Origin of the sequence: Streptomyces orinoci (genome assembly GCF_003121295.1) — a bacterium.
GTDB classification, from domain to species: Bacteria; Actinomycetota; Actinomycetes; order Streptomycetales; family Streptomycetaceae; genus Streptomyces; species Streptomyces orinoci.
In genome coordinates this window covers 189453-205350 of the sequence record NZ_PHNC01000007.1, presented here as the reverse complement: position 1 = coordinate 205350, position 15898 = coordinate 189453, and the positions used below count along the sequence as shown (strand labels likewise).

Below are 15898 nucleotides of genomic sequence, written 5' to 3'. Positions count from 1 at the left end.
CGGGCGGAGGGTAGGCTGGCGGACCGTTGTGCAGCCGCCCGGTGTCCGACACCACAGTCACCAATGTCCCGGACGCACCGCCGTTTTGGCGGGGCGCACGGCAGGGTGGCACCGGGTGGCACGCAACGTGCCGCGAGACTTGGACGCTCGTTCTTGCTATGGGCGTGAGCGGTTGGAAGGAGCACTACCGATGGGCGAGGGGTACGCATGACCGACACCGGCAGGTTCCCGGGCGAGGGACAGCCGGAGAACGCAGGCGCGACGCCCGGGCACCCGGACTCCGGGGACGCCGCGACTCCTGCCAGAACCGGACTCCCTTCCACCTACAGCTTCCTCGACAACGGGGACCCCACCGAGGACGACGACCTGCTGCTGATGCCGGGCGCCCAGGGCGCCTGGACCGAGCAGCCCCAGGCCGGCACCCATGAGACCAGCGGCCGGGACGGCGCCGAGGCCGGTCCGGACGAGGCGCGTACGCAGCCCACGGCACCCGCCGCGCCCCGGCGCCCGCTGCACATGGGCCCGCCGGTGCCGGACAACTCCGGCGGTGTGGTGCGCTCGCTCGCCGACCGCGGCCCCGCCACCTCGCCCCAGCCGGTCGGCTCTCCGGTGCCGCAGCCCACCGCGCACGCTCCGGCCGCCGAATACCTGGAGGCTCCGCAACCCGAGACCGAGCCGGTGGCGCCGGCCCCGGCCGCCGAGCCCCCCGGCCAGCCGGGCATATGGGACGCCCAGCCGCAGCAGCCGGCGCCCGCCGAGGCGCCCGTCCCGGTGCCCGCCGCCCGGACCGAGACGCCCGCACCGGCGCCCGCCGAGCCGGCGGAAGCCTTTGTTCCGGCCCAGACCACCGGTGACCCGGCCACCGAGCACCCAACCGCGCCCGCCCCGGCCGCCGTTGACGGTCCGCAGGATCCGGCCCCGGTACCCGCCCAGTCCGGCCCCGCCGAGCCGTCGGCGGCCCCCGCCGCGAGTGGCCCGGAAAGCGCGCCGCCGCCGGCCGCCCCCGAGGAGCCCGTGCAGGCCGCGGCGCCGCAGGCCGGACCGGCCGCCGCCGCGCCGTCTCCGGCCGCTCCCGCGGCACCGGTGCAGGAGCCGGCGGTCGCCGCCGAGCCCGCGCCGGAACCCGCCGTGGCCCCGGCCGCAGAGACGCCGTCGCCCGAGCCGGCCGTCGCCCAACCCGTGGTGGCCGAACCTGCCGTGGCCGAACCTGCCGTAACCGAACCCGCCGTGGCCGCTGCCGGAGTCCCCGCGGGCGCCGAGCAGTCCGCCGCCCCGCAGCCGCAGCCGGTCATGGACGCCGGCGTGGACGCCACGGTCCCGGCGGCGGCACCGGCCCCGGCCGCCGCCGAGGTTCCCGGTGACGCGGCCGGTGGCGCCGCGCAGGAAGTGCCCATGGCGCCGGTGGAACCCGCTGCCGCACCGCAGCAGGCCGCTCCCGCGACCATCGCGGAGCCCGCCGGCCAGCTCCAACTCGCTGTCTCCGCCGAGGAGACCGGTGAGCCCGCCCCGGCCGTGGCCGATCCGGTGGCGCCGGTGGCACCGTCGGCGCCCGAGGCCGTCGCCGTGCAGGAGCAGCCGGCTGCCGCCCCGGCCGCCGATGAGGCTGCTGCCGCCGAGCCGGTGGCCGCGCAGGCCCCCGAGACCGTCAGCGCGGAACCGGCCCCGCCGGTTCCGGAAGCCCCGGCCCAGCCGGCCACCGCTCCGGCCGTCAGCCCGGAGCCTGTGATTCCGGCGCCGTCGGGCGTCGTTGAACAGCAGGCCGACACCACCACCAGCGAGCCCGCCGCGGCCCCGGAGGCCACCGTGGTCGCCGAGCCGGTCACCGAGCCGGTGGCCCCCGCCGAACCGGTGGCGACCGCCGAGCCCGCCATGCCCGTAGAGCCCATAGAGCCCCCCATGCCCGTAGAGCCCGTCACATCCGTGGAGCCCGCCGAGCCCGTGGCGGCCGCCGAACCGGCCCCCGCGGAGGAGCAGTCGCCCGCTGCCGAGCAGGCCCCGCAGACGCCGGTCGCACCCGAGCCCGCCGCGGTGGCCGCACAGCCGGAGCCCGCCGAGGCCCCCGCACCGCAGCCCGCCGCGCAGCCGGAGCCGGAAGCCGCCCCGGCCGCCACCGCGCCCGCCGCCGGGACCGGCGAGCCGGAGGCCCAGGACGAGCCGTGGCAGCCGGCCGTCCCGGAGGCGGAGCAGCCCGCACCCATGCCCGCCGAGCCGCCCGCCCCGGCCTATGACGAGGCCGAACGCGCCGCCGTACACCGGGTGATCCGCGAACGCCGGGACATCCGCAACGGTTTCCGCACCGACCCCATCCCGCACGATGTGCTGCTGCGCGTCCTGGAGGCCGCGCACACCGCACCCAGCGTCGGGCACTCCCAGCCCTGGGACTTCGTGGTCATCCGCTCCGCCGAGACCCGCAAGGCGGTGCACGAACTCGCCGCCCGGCAGCGGCAGGCCTACGCCCAGTCGCTGCCCAAGGCCCGGGCCAAGCAGTTCAAGGAACTGAAGATCGAGGCCATCCTCGACACCCCGGTCAACATCGTGGTCACCGCCGACCCCACCCGCGGCGGCCGCCACACCCTCGGCCGGTACACCCAGCCGCAGATGGCCCCGTACTCCTCCGCGCTCGCCGTGGAGAACCTCTGGCTGGCGGCCCGCGCCGAGGGCCTGGGCGTCGGCTGGGTCAGCTTCTTCGACGAGCGCGAACTGGTCCGCGAACTCGGCCTGCCCGACCACCTGGAGATCGTGGCCTACCTCTGCGTCGGCTATGTGGACGAGTTCCCGGACGAGCCGGAGCTGCTCCAGGCGGGCTGGTCCAAGCGCCGCCCGCTGTCCTGGGTCGTCCACGAGGAGACCTACGGCCGCCGCGCGCTGCCCGGCGAGGACCCGCACGACCTGCTCGCGGAAACCCTGCGCGGCATCCGCCCGCTGGACGCCAAGGCGCTCGGCGAGGCCTGGGAGCGGCAGAAGCGGATGACCAAGCCGTCCGGCGCGCTCGGCATGCTGGAGATCATCTCCGCCCAGCTGTGCGGCCTGTCCCGCAAGTGCCCGCCGCCCATCCCGGAGCCCGCCGCGGTGGCCATCTTTGCCGGGGACCACGGGGTGCACGCCCAGGGCGTCACGGCCTGGCCGCAGGAGGTCACCTCCCAGATGGTGGCCAACTTCCTGGGCGGCGGGGCGGTCTGCAACGCCTTCGCCAACCAGGTCGGCGCCGAGGTGTGCATCGTGGACGTCGGCGTGGCCGCCGAACTCCCGGCCACCACCGGCCTGTTGCCGCGCAAGGTCCGGCCCGGCACGGCCGACTTCACCACCGGCCCGGCGATGACCCGTGAAGAGGCGCTGCGCGCCGTCGAGGTGGGCATCGAAACCGCCCGGGACCTGATCACCGCGGGCAACAAGGCACTGCTGACGGGTGAGATGGGCATCGCCAACACCACCGTCTCGGCCGCCCTGATCTCCGTCTACACCGGCGCCGACCCGGCCGAGGTCACCGGCCGCGGTACCGGCATCAACGACGAGATGCACGCCCGCAAGATCGATGCGGTCCGGCGGGCACTGGAACTGCACCAGCCCGACCCCAAGGACCCCATCGGGGTGCTCGCCGCCGTCGGCGGACTGGAGCACGCCGCTCTGGTCGGGCTGATCCTGGGCGGCGCCTCACTGCGCACCCCGGTGATCCTGGACGGAGTCAGCGCCGGCGCCGCCGCGCTGGTCGCCCGCGCCATCGCCCCCGAGGCGCTCGCCGCCTGCATCGCGGGTCACCGCAGCGCCGAACCCGGCCATGTCGCGGCGCTGACCAAGCTGGGACTGCGCCCGCTGGTCGATCTTGACCTGCGGCTGGGCGAGGGCACCGGGGCCCTGCTGGCCCTGCCGGTGGTCCAGAGCGCGGCCCGCGCCATGCACGAGGTCGCCACCTTCGACACCGCCGGCGTCACCGAGAAGAGCTGACGGCGCCGAAGGGCGGTCCGCAGGCCGCCCTCGACGGCGGCGGGGGACGGGGCGGTATGAGTCCGGCAGGGCACGTACCGCCCCGTCCCCCGCCCACCCGGCCGGCACCGCCCCATAGGGTGTCCCCGGGGCCGTATCTCACCCGTTTCCCCACCGCCGCTCCACCGTCGCAGCGGCAAGCGCAGCGCATACGCACGAGGAGAGCCGCACCGCCATGGCCGAGCATGCCGAGCACGCCCCATCCGCTGCGCCCGCCTATCCGGTCGGCCTGCGCCTCGCCGGCCGGCGGGTGGTCGTCCTGGGCGCGGGACAGGTCGCCCAGCGCCGCCTGCCCGCCCTGCTGGCCGCCGGCGCCGACGTCCTGCTGATCTCGCCGTCCGCCACCCCCTCGGTGGAGGCGATGGCCGAGGCCGGTGAACTGCGCTGGGAACGCCGCCGCTACCGCGAGGGCGACCTCGAAGGCGCCTGGTACGCCCTGATCACCACCGATGACGACCAGGCCAACCAGACGGCCTCCGCCGAGGCCGAGGCGCGCCGGGTATGGGCCGTACGCAGCGACGACGCGGCGGCCGCCTCCGCCTGGACGCCCGCCACCGGCCGCAGCGAGGGCGTCACGGTGGCGGTGCTCACCGGGCAGGACCCCCGCCGCTCCGCCGCGGTCCGGGACGCCATCGTCGAGGGCCTGCGCGACGGCTCGCTGACCGCACCGCACTACCGGGCCCGTCCCGGCGGCGTCGGACGTGTCGCCCTGGTCGGCGGCGGACCGGGCGATCCCGACCTGATCACGGTGCGCGGCCGCCGGCTGCTCGCCGAGGCCGATGTGGTCATCGCCGACCGGCTCGGCCCCCGCGACCTGCTCGACGAACTCCCGCCGCACGTCCAGGTGATCGACGCGGCGAAGATCCCCTACGGCCGGTTCATGGCCCAGGAGGCCATCAACAACGCCCTGATCGAGCACGCCAGGGCGGGCAAGGCGGTGGTCCGGCTCAAGGGCGGTGACCCCTATGTCTTCGGCCGTGGCATGGAGGAGGCCCAGGCTCTGGCCGAACAGGGCATTCCCTGCACCGTGGTCCCGGGCATCTCCAGCTCCGTCAGCGTCCCCGGCGCGGCCGGCATCCCCGTCACCCACCGGGGCGTCTCCCATGAGTTCACCGTCGTCAGCGGGCATGTGCCCCCGGATGACCCGCGCTCGCTGGTGGACTGGCAGGCGCTCGCCGCACTCCGCGGCACACTGGTGCTGCTGATGTCGGTGGCCAACATCGGCGCCATCGCCGCGACCCTGATCCGCCACGGCCGCTCCGCCGGCACCCCCGTCGCCGTGATCCAGGAGGGCACCACGGCCGCCCAGCGCCGCCTGGACGCCACCCTGGAGACCGTGGGTGAGCGGGTCGCCGCCGAGGGCATACGCCCGCCCGCCGTGATCGTGATCGGCGACGTCGTGACCGTCGGCCCGGAAACCGGCCGCTAGCAGCACAGTTCGCATCCACCAAGGCAAGGCAGCAACCCGTGGCCGACCTCATCACCATCGACGATCCCGACGACCCGCGCCTGCACGACTACACCGGGTTGACCGACGTCGAACTGCGGCGCCGCCGCGAACCCGCCGAGGGCCTGTTCATCGCCGAGGGCGAAAAGGTCATCCGCCGCGCCCGGCACGCCGGATACGCGATGCGGTCGATGCTGCTGACCCCCAAGTGGGTCGATGTGATGCGCGATGTCATCGACGAGAGCCCCAACCCCGTCTACACCGTGACCCCCGACCTCGCCGAGCGGGTGACCGGTTACCACGTGCACCGCGGGGCGCTGGCCTCCATGGCGCGCAAGCCCCTCCCGCAGGCCGCCGAACTGCTGCGCACCGCCCGGCGGGTCGCGGTGATGGAGGCCGTGAACGACCACACCAACATCGGGGCCATCTTCCGCAGCGCCGCCGCCCTGGGCATGGACGCCGTACTGCTCTCCCCGGACTGTGCCGACCCGCTCTACCGGCGGTCGGTCAAGGTCTCGATGGGCGCCGTCTTCTCGGTGCCGTACGCGCGGCTGGAGAGCTGGCCCCAGGACCTGGAGACGGTGCGCGCGGCCGGTTTCCGGGTGCTCGCCCTCACCCCCGACGCCAAGGCCGTCCCCATGGACGTGGCCGCCCCGCACCGGCTGGAGCGGGTCGCCCTGATGCTCGGCGCGGAGGGCGAAGGGCTGTCCGCCCGCGCCCTGCGGGCGGCGGACGAGTGGGTCCGCATTCCCATGGCCCACGGCATCGACTCGCTCAATGTGGGCGCGGCGGCGGCCGTCGCGTTCTACGCGGTGGCGTCCGGGCGTCCGCAGGACTGAGTCACGGCGGGGCAGGAACGTCCCGTTCCGGACTGCTTCTTGGGGCCCTGGCAGCCCTGCGCGGCCGCGATGCCCAGGGCCACCAGCAGCGTCACCACCACAAAGACGATCAGCCGCTGCCGCAGCAGCCGCCGGTCCGGCCCGCGCCGGGCCTTGGCCTGGCCGGAACGCTGACCGGTACGCCCCGCGGGCCGCGCCCCGCCCGGCCCCACGGGCCGCTTGGGCCCCTGCGGACGGGCCGCGGGACGGACCGTGGGGCGCGGCACGGTGACCTCGGCCGGCTGCGGCTCGGTGCGCTGCTCCACGTACTCCTCTGCCCTCCGGCCCAGCGGCCGTTCCGGCGCCCGGCGCACCGGTGCCCGGCGCCCCTCGGAAAGGCCCTGCGCCTCCCGGGCCGCGATCTCCTTCAGCCGCAAGGACAGTTGGAGAGTACTGGGCCGTTCCTCCGGGTCCTTGGCCAGACAGGCGAGCACCAAGGGGGCCAGGGCGTCCGGCACTCCCATCAACTGGGGCTCCTCGTGCACCACCCGGTAGAGCATGACCTCCGAACTGCCTTGCCCGAAGGGGGAGTCCGCGGTGGAGGCGTAGGCCAGGGTGGCGCCCAGCGCGAAAACGTCGGTGGCCGGTGTGACCGCGGCGCCGCGCACCTGCTCGGGTGCCAGGAAGCCGGGCGAACCGACGGCCGTGCCCACATGCGTCAGGGTGCTGGCCCCGGTTGCCCAGGCGATGCCGAAGTCGATGATCCGGGGGCCCTTGGGGGAGAGCAGGATGTTCGAGGGCTTCAGATCACGGTGCACCACGCCCGCGTCGTGCACGGCCAGCAGCCCCTCGGCCAACGCGGCCCCGATGGAGGCGGTCTGAGCCGCCGACAGCGGCCCCTCCTCGTTGACCTTGTCGTGCAAGGAGGGCCCGGGCACATACTGGGTGGCGAACCAGGGCCGCTCCGCGTCCAGATCGGCGGCCACCAGCCGTGCCGTACAGCCGCCCCGGATGCGCCGCGCGGCCGAGACCTCGCGCGCGAAACGGGAACGGAACTCCTGGTCCTCGGCGAGATCCGGCCGGATCACCTTCAGCGCCACCCGCTGCCCGCGCCGGTCCGAGCCCAGGTACACCACGCCCATGCCGCCCGCTCCCAGCCGGCGGTGAAGCCGGAACGAGCCGACGACTCGCGGGTCCTCGCGCCGGAGCCGCATCATCGTCATCTTCATCCCCGCTGCCGGTCCGTCTGACGAGCCACAGCTTACGGACTGACGGCCGGGCGTGCTGAGAGGCCGCGCATGCGTCGGCGGCCGGATTGTCAGTGGCTCATGGGAGGCTCACAGAGCGGTCGCGGAGCCGGGGTTCCGCAGCCGGGGGGCTGAGGCATGTCCTCAAAAGGCAGCAGACCAAGGGGGATTGACGCCATGAAGGGCGACCGGGTGGAGATCGTGGTGGACGCCGGAGCCACGACTCGAACGTACGAAGTGATGGCCTCCAAGGCGGGGCGCAAGGTGAAGATCACCACCCAGGGCGACACCGTGGAGGTGAGCGAACTCACTAGGGGCGGCACGGTGGTTAGGGCCGCGCGCTTTATGGCCGCCCGGGTGGTGGCACTGGTGGAGTGTCCGGCGGGCAGGGCTCGCCGGACCGGCGCTCGCGGACCAACGCGCGCCCCTTCAGGGAAGCCTCAGGGGCCGAACGCTCCGATCTCCACCCAGGGGAGTAGCCCGGCCAGGGCCGCGTCATCCTACGGGAGGCCGTACAAGCGGTACGCGGGCATGACGTCCCCGCCCGCAGCGGCCCCTAGTGTGGGATCCAAGCGGCGGGCGTATCACTCGTCCCCCGAGGTCAGACGCCCGTCGCTGCCGAATTCCACCACTTGGGACACGGCAGGGGCACAGCAGGGGCCGAGCACATCGGGAGAGCAACGATGGCGCAGCAAGGGCCACGGTCAGTCCGTACGTCCGGCCGGGCATACGGAGCGGAGGCCGCGGACGCCTTCGGACAGTCGTCGGACACGCGCCACCCGTTGGTCGCCCTGGCGATGGTACTGCCGTTCGCGGTGCTCCTCGCCGTGCTCTTCGGCGGCTGGGATGCCGTCGTCACACAAGCGTCGTCCGTGGTCGGCCTGCTGGGGCGCTGAGCGCTCCGGACCCGGGAGAGCGGCCCGGGTCGGGTACGCGAGCCGGCCATAACCCCGTGGGGACGGGGGTGCGGCGGACGGCACCGCCGGCCGGGTACCTGGGGAGGTGCCCGGCCGGTCTCAACTCCGGTGCGGGCATGCGAAAGGCCGGGGTCCGAAGCTCAACGCCCCGGCCCCCGGCCCGTGATGTGCGCGATACTGGGATTGAACCAGTGACCTCTTCCGTGTCAGGGAAGCGCTCTCCCGCTGAGCTAATCGCGCGGAAAGGTCGGTGAGACCCTGGTGGACGATACTGGGATTGAACCAGTGACCTCTTCCGTGTCAGGGAAGCGCTCTCCCGCTGAGCTAATCGTCCGGGATAATGCGTGCGCGATACTGGGATTGAACCAGTGACCTCTTCCGTGTCAGGGAAGCGCTCTCCCGCTGAGCTAATCGCGCAGAAGGGTCGGTGAGACCCTGGTGGACGATACTGGGATTGAACCAGTGACCTCTTCCGTGTCAGGGAAGCGCTCTCCCGCTGAGCTAATCGTCCTTGGAGGTGGAGACGGGATTTGAACCCGTGTAGACGGCTTTGCAGGCCGTTGCCTCGCCTCTCGGCCACTCCACCAACGGAGCGGGGGGTCGGGAAGATCCCCCACAGAGCGGACGACGAGATTCGAACTCGCGACCCTCACCTTGGCAAGGTGATGCTCTACCAACTGAGCCACGTCCGCGTGCCTCCCCCGGACCAGGTCCGAGAGCTGCTCACGCCGTTTCGCTTCCGCGTCCCGGCGACGTGTTGAACTCTAGCGGATTCCAGCGCCAGCTCAAATTCCGTTTCCGCAGCGTGCTGCCCTGTTCACCGGCCCGCCCGACCCCGCTGACCGCGCCATAGACTCGTTGACGTGCACCACTTGCCCCCGATGGCCCGCTTCGGCGGCCTGCTCGCCACCGATCTGCGCGATGTGACCAGTGATCCCGGAGCCCTGGAGTCCAAGGGCTGGTGGGCGGTGGTCGCGGACTTCGAAGGGGGCCTGAGGTGCGCCCGCTTCGCGGACGTACGGCCCGGCCCGGCCCCGCGCCCCGCTCCCGGCCGGTGGCTGGGCCCGCACCCGGAGAGCTGGACCAGCTCGCTCGACCATGGCGCCTACACCGCGGGCGTACGGCGCATCCGTGAGCACATAGCGGCGGGCGAGGTCTATCAGGCCAACCTCTGCCGGGTGCTGAGCGCTCCGCTGCCGGACCCGGACGCCGCCGATGTGGACGCCCTGACCGTCCTGCTGGCCCGAGGCAACCCGGCGCCGTTCGCAGGAACGATTCGCCTGCCCGCACACGGGGTGGAGGTGGCCACCGCCTCGCCCGAGCTCTTCCTGCGCCGCCGGGGCCGCACCGTGGAGTCCGGGCCGATCAAGGGCACCGGCCGCACCGCGGCCGACCTGCTGGAGAAGGACTACGCCGAGAACGTGATGATCGTGGACCTGGTCCGCAACGATCTCGGCCGGGTCTGCGCCACCGGCTCGGTCACCGTCCCCGGCCTCTGTGTCACCGAGCCGCATCCCGGCCTGGTGCACCTGGTCTCCACCGTGCGCGGCGAGCTGGCCCAGGGGACCGGCTGGGCCGAGCTGCTGGCCGCCACCTTCCCGCCCGGCTCCGTCACCGGCGCGCCCAAGGCCAGCGCATTGCGGATCATCGACTCCCTGGAGACCTCGCCGCGCGGCCCCTACTGTGGAGGGGTCGGCTGGGTGGATGCCGACCACGGCACCGGCGAGCTGGCCGTGGGCATCCGCACCTTCTGGATCGACCGCGGCGCCCCCGGCGGCGCAGCGCTGAAGTTCGGTACCGGAGCGGGCATCACCTGGGGCTCCGACCCGGAGCTCGAATGGGCCGAGACCGAACTCAAGGCAGCCCGGCTGCTCGCGATAGCTTCACAGGCATATCGGCCGCTCGGAGGGACGGAACGGTGACCATCTGGCTCAACGGCGCACTCCGGGACGAGAGCAGCGCCTTCGTCTCGGTCTTCGATCACGGCCTCACGGTTGGCGACGGGGTCTTCGAGACCGTCAAGACCGTCCATGGGCGCCCCTTCGCCCTGACCCGCCACCTCACCAGGCTGGCCACATCGGCCCGGGGCCTGGGCCTGCCCGAGCCGGACCCGGAGGAGGTGCGCCGGGCCTGCGCGGCCGTGCTGGAGGCCAACCCCATGCCGCTGGGCCGGCTGCGTATCACCTACACCGGCGGAATCTCCCCGCTCGGCTCGGACCGCGGCACCACCGGCCCCACGCTGCTGGTCGCCCTCGGCGAGACCCTGCGGCGGCCGGACACCACGGGCGTCATCACCGTCCCCTGGACGCGCAACGAGCGCGGCGCCCTGACGGGCCTGAAGTCCACCTCCTACGCCGAGAACGTCATCGCCCTGGCCAGAGCCCAGCAGCAGGGCGCCAGCGAAGCCCTCTTCGCCAACACCGCCGGCGCCCTCTGCGAGGGCACCGGCTCCAATGTCTTCGTGGTCCTGGACGGCGAACTGCACACCCCGCCGGTCAGCTCCGGCTGCCTGGCCGGCATCACCCGCGCCCTGGTCGTGGAGTGGACCGGGGCCCGGGAGACCGACCTGCCCATGGAGGCCCTGGAACGGGCCGAGGAAGTCTTCCTGACCTCCAGCCTCCGGGACGTCCAGGCCGTGCACGCCATTGACGGCCGCAGGCTGCCCGGTGCCCCCGGGCCGGTGACCGCCAAGGCCATGCGCCTCTTCGAGGAGCGCTCCGCCGCCGACATCGATCCCCTGCCCTGATCCGGCAAACCCCGTGACGCGGCCCGGCCGGGCCCGGTACAACGTCACCGTGACCACCACCCTGCGCCCCACCGCACCCGAGCAGCGCACCGAGGACGGCGGCAGGTCCCGTTCGTACGACGTCTGCGTCAACGGCAGGCGCGTAGGCACGGTGGATCTGTCCACACACCCGCGTTTCGGGCCGCGGATCGGCCGGATAGCCGGACTGGCCATCGACGAGCGGGACCGGCACCGGGGGCGCGGCACGGTCGCCGCGCTGGCCGCCGAGGAGGTGCTGCGCGGCTGGGGGTGCGAGCGGATTCAGGTGAGCGTCCCGGCCCCCGCCCGGGCGGCCCTGCAGCTCGCGTCGGCCCTGGGCTACACCGAGGACAGCCAGCGGCTGGCCAAAACGCTCACCACCGCGCCCCGGCTGCCCGCGGACAGTGTGGCCCGGCCGATGAGCCGGGAGGAGTTCCCCGCCTGGCAGAAGGCGGAGCTGGCGCAGTACGCCGAGCACTGGGCGGAGCGCGGAGTGCCCCGCGACCGGGCCGAGGCGAAGGCCCGGCAGGACCAGGCCGCCTTCCTGCCGCAGGGCCCGGCCACGCCCGGCACCGTACTGCGCGTGCTGGTCCACCGTGGCACGGACGTCGGCACGCTCTGGCTGGCCACCCGGCTCGACGGCGGCGGTTATGTACTGAGCGTGGCGGTGCACGCCGGCCACCGCGGCCACGGCCACGGCCGGACGCTGATGCTGCTGGCCGAGCGGGAGTCCCTGGCGGCCGGGGCCCGCCGGCTGGCCCTGAATGTCTTTACCGCCAACACGGTGGCCCGGCGGCTGTACGAGTCGCTGGGCTACCGGCCTACGTCATTCACCCTGCACAAGGCGCTGCTCTAGCCGGCCAGCAGCCGGTCGGCGATCTCCTCGATCCGCTCCCGCAGCCCCTCCTGGCTCCGGCCGCCGTCCAGCCGTTCGCCGCCGATGACATAGGTGGGCGTGCCGGTCACCCCGATCGCCCGGCCCTCGGCCTGGTCCGCGTCGACGACCAGCAGGTGCCGCCCGTCGATCAGCGCGGTGTCCAGCTCCTCGGCGTCCAGCCCGAGCTCACGGGCCACCTCCGTCAGGAGCGGCTCGCCGCGCTCGCCGAGTTCCTCGGCGCGGGCCAGCACCGCCTCCACATACGGCCAGGCCCGGCCCTGTACCGCCGCCTCCTCGGCGGCCTGGGCGGCGGCATAGGCGTGCTTGTGCTTCTCCAGCGGGAAGTGCCGCAGCTGGATCTCCAGCCGGTCCCCGTAGCGGGCGCGCAGTGCGCGAAGGTCGTCCAGGGCGGTCCGGCAGTCCGGGCACTGCAGCTCGCACCAGACGTCGAGTACGGCCCGGGGGGTGGTGGTCTCGCTCATGGGGCCAGTCTTCCAGCCCCGGCGGGTGGACGGGATCTCGGTCCGGGGGAGGAGCCGCGACCCTGAGCCGACCCGGAGTTCTCCCTGAGCCCTGGTCCGATCGTGGCATGCGCCGCTCGCGCCGGTGCAGGATGGATGAAGAAGACCGTCATCGGCAGGAGGACCGGATGCTGACCTCGACCGTATGCGCCGCGGTGTCCGCGGGCGGCCTGGGCATCGCCCTGCTGACTGCCTACCGCAAGCGCTTCCTCGCCGCCGCCCGGATAGCGGCCTACTCCCTCATTCCCATCGGGCTGGTCATGACGGGGATCATCGACTGGGTCACTGGTCTGGTCTTCAAGCCCACCGTATGGGCCGGTTTCGGCGTTCTCGCGCTGTCCGCCCTGCTGTTCATGGTGACCAGGGCGGCCGAGCGCCGTGGTGGCGGCGGGCGCAAGGAGCGCCGGACGGCGGCCGCCGAGGGCCGGGAGGTGGCGGCGCCGGGAGCCTCCGCTCCGTCCCTCGGGCCGGCCCGCCCTGCACAGCGCTCCAAGACCAAGTCCAAGCAGGATTCGTCCGGTGACGACTTCTCAGACATCGAGGCGATTCTCAAGAAGCACGGAATCTGACAACTCCTGTACGTATCCACCAGGTTGTGAAGCAGCCATGGCGAACTGGGCCATGATCTGCCGGAGATGAACAATGAACCGGCAGACACCGCCGAGGAACCCCGCGGCTGTCTCTTCGCCCTCTCCCAGCCGCCGCTGATGCTCTTCCTCACCCTGGTGGCGACACTGATCCTGCTGACCGCCGTGCATGACCTGTACCGCTGGTGAGGCGCACTCCTGCGGACGCGACGGGCTCCTAGCTTCCGTACCGCCCGTACCACTCGTACGCGCCGATGCCGCCACCGCGGCTCTTCGCGGTGACGGCATCGGCGGGGTGCCCTATGCGAGATGAATGCGTGTGGTGTGCGCCCCGCCTCCCCGAGTGGGCGGTGCGCTTCCCGGCTACCGGGCTAGCTCTCGGCCAGGATGTGGGAGAGCTCGGTATCCAGGTCGAAGTGCCGGTGCTCGGTGCCCGGCGGGACGGCGGCGTCGGTTCGCTTGAGGAACGACTCCAGGGCTCGCGCCGGAGCCTCCAGCAGGGCCTCGCCCTCGGGAGAACTCAGCGCGATGCACACGACGCCCTGGCCGTGACTGCGGGACGGCCATACGCGGACGTCGCCGGTGCCGGTGGGCCGGTGCAGGCCCTCGGCGAGCAGGTCCCGGGCGAAGACCCATTCGACCGTTTCTTCGGCTCCGGTGTGGAAAGTGGCGTGCACCGCATACGGATCGGACGTGTCGTATCGCAGACCTGCGGGTACAGGCAGTGACGATTCGCTCGACACAACGAGGCGCAGGTGCAGCTCACAGCTGACCGTGGTGTTCATAAGCGCCAGGGCCTTTCGCTCAGTGTGCGCTCGGGGATTCGCACGTCGGCGAAATCGACATGCCACCTACGGTGCCGTTGTAAACCCCTCTGACCGTTTTGGGACAGTTCATGTACCTCGGACGGCCGACCGTCTTCGCCGGTAAAGCGGCCATTTCGGTGAGATTCAGTAACCGTCGATTTACCCGGCGCCGGGCGTGGACGGTTACGGCCGGGGTGGTGGGGCGGCCGAGTGGTTCTGGGTAGGGCCTGACATGGGGTAATGTTTGCGGTGCGCCCGGGCGATTAGCTCAGCGGGAGAGCGCTTCGTTCACACCGAAGAGGTCACTGGTTCGATCCCAGTATCGCCCACCACGGACCGGGGGTCCGCAAGGCAGGAAGCCTTGCGGACCCCCGGTTTTTCGTATGCGCTGGCGGGCATGGCCCTGCATCACTACCGCTTCCGCGACGACTGGCCGCTCGACGCACCCCCGGACACGGTCTACCGGCTCCTGGAGGACGCCGAACGCTATCCCTCCTGGTGGCCGCAGATCCGCGGGGTGACCGTGGGTGCCGACGGCGTCAGCGGGGGCGTGCGGCTGCGCTCGCTCCTGCCCTATGGCCTGGACCTCACCGCGCGGGAGAGCCGGCGCGATCCGCGGGCCCGGGTCCTGGAGATCACCGTCCATGGCGACCTGGAGGGCTGGGTGCGCTGGACCGTGCTGCCCCGTGGCGCCGCCGGCAGCACCGCCCGTTTCGAGCAGGAGGTCGAGGTGCGCAAGCCGCTGATGCGGTGGCTGGCGGTGCCCGGCCGGCCCGTCTTCATCGCCAACCACGCCTGGATGATGCGCCGCGGCCGGCGGGGGCTGCGGGCCCTGCTCGAGCGCCGTCCGGAAGGGATTTGATGGAGAGCCGTCGCGGCCTGTATTGTTCAGTGCGTTCCCGGGGGAGACCCCGGAGGGAACGCGAGGGCGATTAGCTCAGCGGGAGAGCGCTTCGTTCACACCGAAGAGGTCACTGGTTCGATCCCAGTATCGCCCACCGCCCCGAGGCCGGTCCGTCAACTGACGGACCGGCCTTGTGCGTTGGCCGGATCAGGCGGCCGCCGACAGCCGGGGGCGCAGTGGCCAGGCCGGATCGCACTGCTCGCTCGAACCATTGCGGGCGAACCAGGCCTGCAGCCCGCGCGCCTGTGCCGCGTGCCACACCGTCTGGCGGGCGTGCAGCTCCGCCGGGCTGAGCCGGTCCAGCCGGGAGGCGAAGCGGCGGCCTATCGCCCGTACCAGCTCCAGCGCCGCCACCGCGTCGGCGGCCGCGTCATGGGCGCCGGTCAGCTCTATGCCGTAGTGCAGGCACAGATCGGCCAGGGTGCGGTGGCCCTTGCGGTAGCGGTCGAGGTGCTTGTCGAGCACCCAGGGGTCCAGGACGCACAGCGGGGCGCCGTCGAGATAGCCGGCCAGCGGCTGGGCCCGGTGGCGGCGCAACTCCCGGTCCAGCAGAGTCAGATCGAAGGGCGCGTTCATCACCACCAGCGGGACGCCGCCCGCCGTCTGCTCCGCCAGGGCCCGGGCCACCTCCTCCATCACCGGCGCCGGCCACCTGCCGTGCCGCTGGAGGTGGGCGTCGGTCAGTCCGTGTATCGCCGTCGCGCCCTCCGGCACCGGCACCCCCGGATTGACCAGCCAGCGGGTGACCAGGGGCGGGCCCCCGGCCTGGGACTGCACCACCAGAGCCGCCGACACGATGCGGTCGTGCTCCACATCGACCCCGGTGGTCTCGGTGTCGAACGCGGCAAGAGGCCCCTCGAACCAGCACCCCATGTCACAACTCCTCGCGTCTGCCCGGCAAATGGCGTGTTTCCCACTCCCGGCAGGTGATACCCGGTCATCCCGCACCCCGAACCGCCCTCGTTTGCGCGGGAGTTGGGGTGGAGACAACACACTTGTACGAGCAAGGGGGCCGGAGATCCCGGAAGG

Annotated in this window: 14 protein-coding genes, 8 tRNA genes and 1 pseudogene; 13 read left to right on the top strand and 10 right to left on the bottom strand. The window is 72.9% G+C overall.

Annotation, left to right across the window (positions count from 1 at the left end; genetic code table 11):
* Positions 1 to 207: 207 nt before the first annotated feature.
* The 3 genes from cobT to CV755_RS04845 all read left to right on the top strand — a co-directional run bounded on the left by cobT (position 208) and on the right by CV755_RS04845 (position 6267).
* Positions 208 to 3942, top strand: a complete 3735-nt coding sequence (gene cobT / locus CV755_RS04855) for a nicotinate-nucleotide--dimethylbenzimidazole phosphoribosyltransferase (protein WP_109278881.1) — start codon at positions 208 to 210, stop codon at positions 3940 to 3942.
* Between the two features lie 214 nt (positions 3943 to 4156).
* Positions 4157 to 5410, top strand: coding sequence for a uroporphyrinogen-III C-methyltransferase (cobA, locus tag CV755_RS04850; RefSeq protein ID WP_109278880.1), 1254 nt, complete (start codon positions 4157 to 4159; stop codon positions 5408 to 5410).
* 38 nt (positions 5411 to 5448) lie between these two features.
* The gene (locus tag CV755_RS04845) at positions 5449 to 6267 is read left to right on the top strand and encodes a TrmH family RNA methyltransferase (RefSeq protein ID WP_109278879.1); all 819 of its coding nucleotides are present in this window, start codon (positions 5449 to 5451) and stop codon (positions 6265 to 6267) included.
* Here CV755_RS04845 and CV755_RS04840 read toward each other — a convergent pair.
* Positions 6234 to 7475, bottom strand: coding sequence for a serine/threonine-protein kinase (locus CV755_RS04840; RefSeq protein ID WP_109278878.1), 1242 nt, complete (start codon positions 7473 to 7475; stop codon positions 6234 to 6236). The genes CV755_RS04845 and CV755_RS04840 overlap by 34 nt on opposite strands.
* A 195-nt stretch (positions 7476 to 7670) precedes the next feature.
* On the opposite strand from CV755_RS04840, the pseudogene CV755_RS35810 reads away from it, so the two are divergent.
* Together CV755_RS35810 and CV755_RS04830 are read left to right on the top strand one after the other, a co-directional pair.
* Positions 7671 to 7922, top strand: a pseudogene (locus CV755_RS35810) (hypothetical protein); the annotation flags it as partial.
* A gap of 254 nt (positions 7923 to 8176) precedes the next feature.
* Positions 8177 to 8389: a hypothetical protein gene (locus CV755_RS04830; RefSeq protein ID WP_109278877.1), complete on the top strand. Its 213-nt coding sequence runs from the start codon at positions 8177 to 8179 to the stop codon at positions 8387 to 8389.
* 189 nt (positions 8390 to 8578) lie between these two features.
* On the opposite strand, the gene CV755_RS04825 is transcribed toward CV755_RS04830, so the two are convergent.
* The 6 genes from CV755_RS04825 to CV755_RS04800 form a co-directional block, all read right to left on the bottom strand.
* Positions 8579 to 8650: transfer RNA gene (locus CV755_RS04825), tRNA-Val, on the bottom strand.
* Positions 8651 to 8669: 19 nt separating this feature from the next.
* Positions 8670 to 8744, bottom strand: a tRNA-Val gene (locus tag CV755_RS04820).
* An 11-nt stretch (positions 8745 to 8755) separates the two neighbouring features.
* Positions 8756 to 8827, bottom strand: a tRNA-Val gene (locus CV755_RS04815).
* Between the two features lie 19 nt (positions 8828 to 8846).
* Positions 8847 to 8921: transfer RNA gene (locus CV755_RS04810), tRNA-Val, on the bottom strand.
* A 1-nt stretch (position 8922) separates the two neighbouring features.
* Positions 8923 to 8996 (bottom strand) — tRNA-Cys (locus tag CV755_RS04805).
* Between the two features lie 33 nt (positions 8997 to 9029).
* Positions 9030 to 9102, bottom strand: a tRNA-Gly gene (locus CV755_RS04800).
* Between the two features lie 171 nt (positions 9103 to 9273).
* On the opposite strand from CV755_RS04800, the gene CV755_RS04795 reads away from it, so the two are divergent.
* Genes CV755_RS04795 through CV755_RS04785 form a run of 3 tightly spaced genes read left to right on the top strand, consistent with a single transcriptional unit; the run spans position 9274 to position 12030 of the window.
* Positions 9274 to 10332, top strand: coding sequence for a chorismate-binding protein (locus CV755_RS04795; protein WP_109278876.1), 1059 nt, complete (start codon positions 9274 to 9276; stop codon positions 10330 to 10332).
* Positions 10329 to 11156 carry an aminotransferase class IV gene (locus CV755_RS04790; RefSeq protein WP_109278875.1) on the top strand — a complete coding sequence of 276 codons (828 nt, stop codon included), beginning with the start codon at positions 10329 to 10331 and terminating at the stop codon, positions 11154 to 11156. Before CV755_RS04795 ends, CV755_RS04790 begins: the two co-directional genes overlap by 4 nt.
* Positions 11157 to 11205: 49 nt before the next feature.
* Positions 11206 to 12030: a GNAT family N-acetyltransferase gene (locus CV755_RS04785; RefSeq protein ID WP_109279020.1), complete on the top strand. Its 825-nt coding sequence runs from the start codon at positions 11206 to 11208 to the stop codon at positions 12028 to 12030.
* On the opposite strand, the gene CV755_RS04780 is transcribed toward CV755_RS04785, so the two are convergent.
* Positions 12027 to 12533: a DsbA family protein gene (locus tag CV755_RS04780; protein WP_109278874.1), complete on the bottom strand. Its 507-nt coding sequence runs from the start codon at positions 12531 to 12533 to the stop codon at positions 12027 to 12029. The two genes, CV755_RS04785 and CV755_RS04780, sit on opposite strands and share 4 nt — an antisense overlap.
* A gap of 167 nt (positions 12534 to 12700) precedes the next feature.
* Between CV755_RS04780 and CV755_RS04775 the strand changes: the two genes are divergently transcribed.
* Positions 12701 to 13141 carry a hypothetical protein gene (locus tag CV755_RS04775; RefSeq protein WP_109278873.1) on the top strand — a complete coding sequence of 147 codons (441 nt, stop codon included), beginning with the start codon at positions 12701 to 12703 and terminating at the stop codon, positions 13139 to 13141.
* 66 nt (positions 13142 to 13207) lie between these two features.
* Positions 13208 to 13348 (top strand): hypothetical protein, encoded by a 141-nt coding sequence (locus CV755_RS35060; protein ID WP_164503270.1) that lies wholly within the window; start codon positions 13208 to 13210, stop codon positions 13346 to 13348.
* Positions 13349 to 13530: 182 nt separating this feature from the next.
* On the opposite strand, the gene CV755_RS04770 is transcribed toward CV755_RS35060, so the two are convergent.
* Positions 13531 to 13944, bottom strand: coding sequence for an SsgA family sporulation/cell division regulator (locus CV755_RS04770; protein WP_004942301.1), 414 nt, complete (start codon positions 13942 to 13944; stop codon positions 13531 to 13533).
* A 278-nt stretch (positions 13945 to 14222) separates the two neighbouring features.
* Here CV755_RS04770 and CV755_RS04765 point away from each other — a divergent pair.
* The 3 genes from CV755_RS04765 to CV755_RS04755 all read left to right on the top strand — a co-directional run bounded on the left by CV755_RS04765 (position 14223) and on the right by CV755_RS04755 (position 14963).
* A tRNA-Val gene (locus tag CV755_RS04765) sits at positions 14223 to 14297 on the top strand.
* Positions 14298 to 14362: 65 nt separating this feature from the next.
* Positions 14363 to 14827, top strand: coding sequence for an SRPBCC family protein (locus CV755_RS04760; protein WP_153068576.1), 465 nt, complete (start codon positions 14363 to 14365; stop codon positions 14825 to 14827).
* A 64-nt stretch (positions 14828 to 14891) separates the two neighbouring features.
* Positions 14892 to 14963 (top strand) — tRNA-Val (locus CV755_RS04755).
* 53 nt (positions 14964 to 15016) lie between these two features.
* Here CV755_RS04755 and CV755_RS04750 read toward each other — a convergent pair.
* The gene (locus tag CV755_RS04750) at positions 15017 to 15742 is read right to left on the bottom strand and encodes a 3'-5' exonuclease (protein ID WP_109278871.1); all 726 of its coding nucleotides are present in this window, start codon (positions 15740 to 15742) and stop codon (positions 15017 to 15019) included.
* Positions 15743 to 15898: the final 156 nt, after the last annotated feature.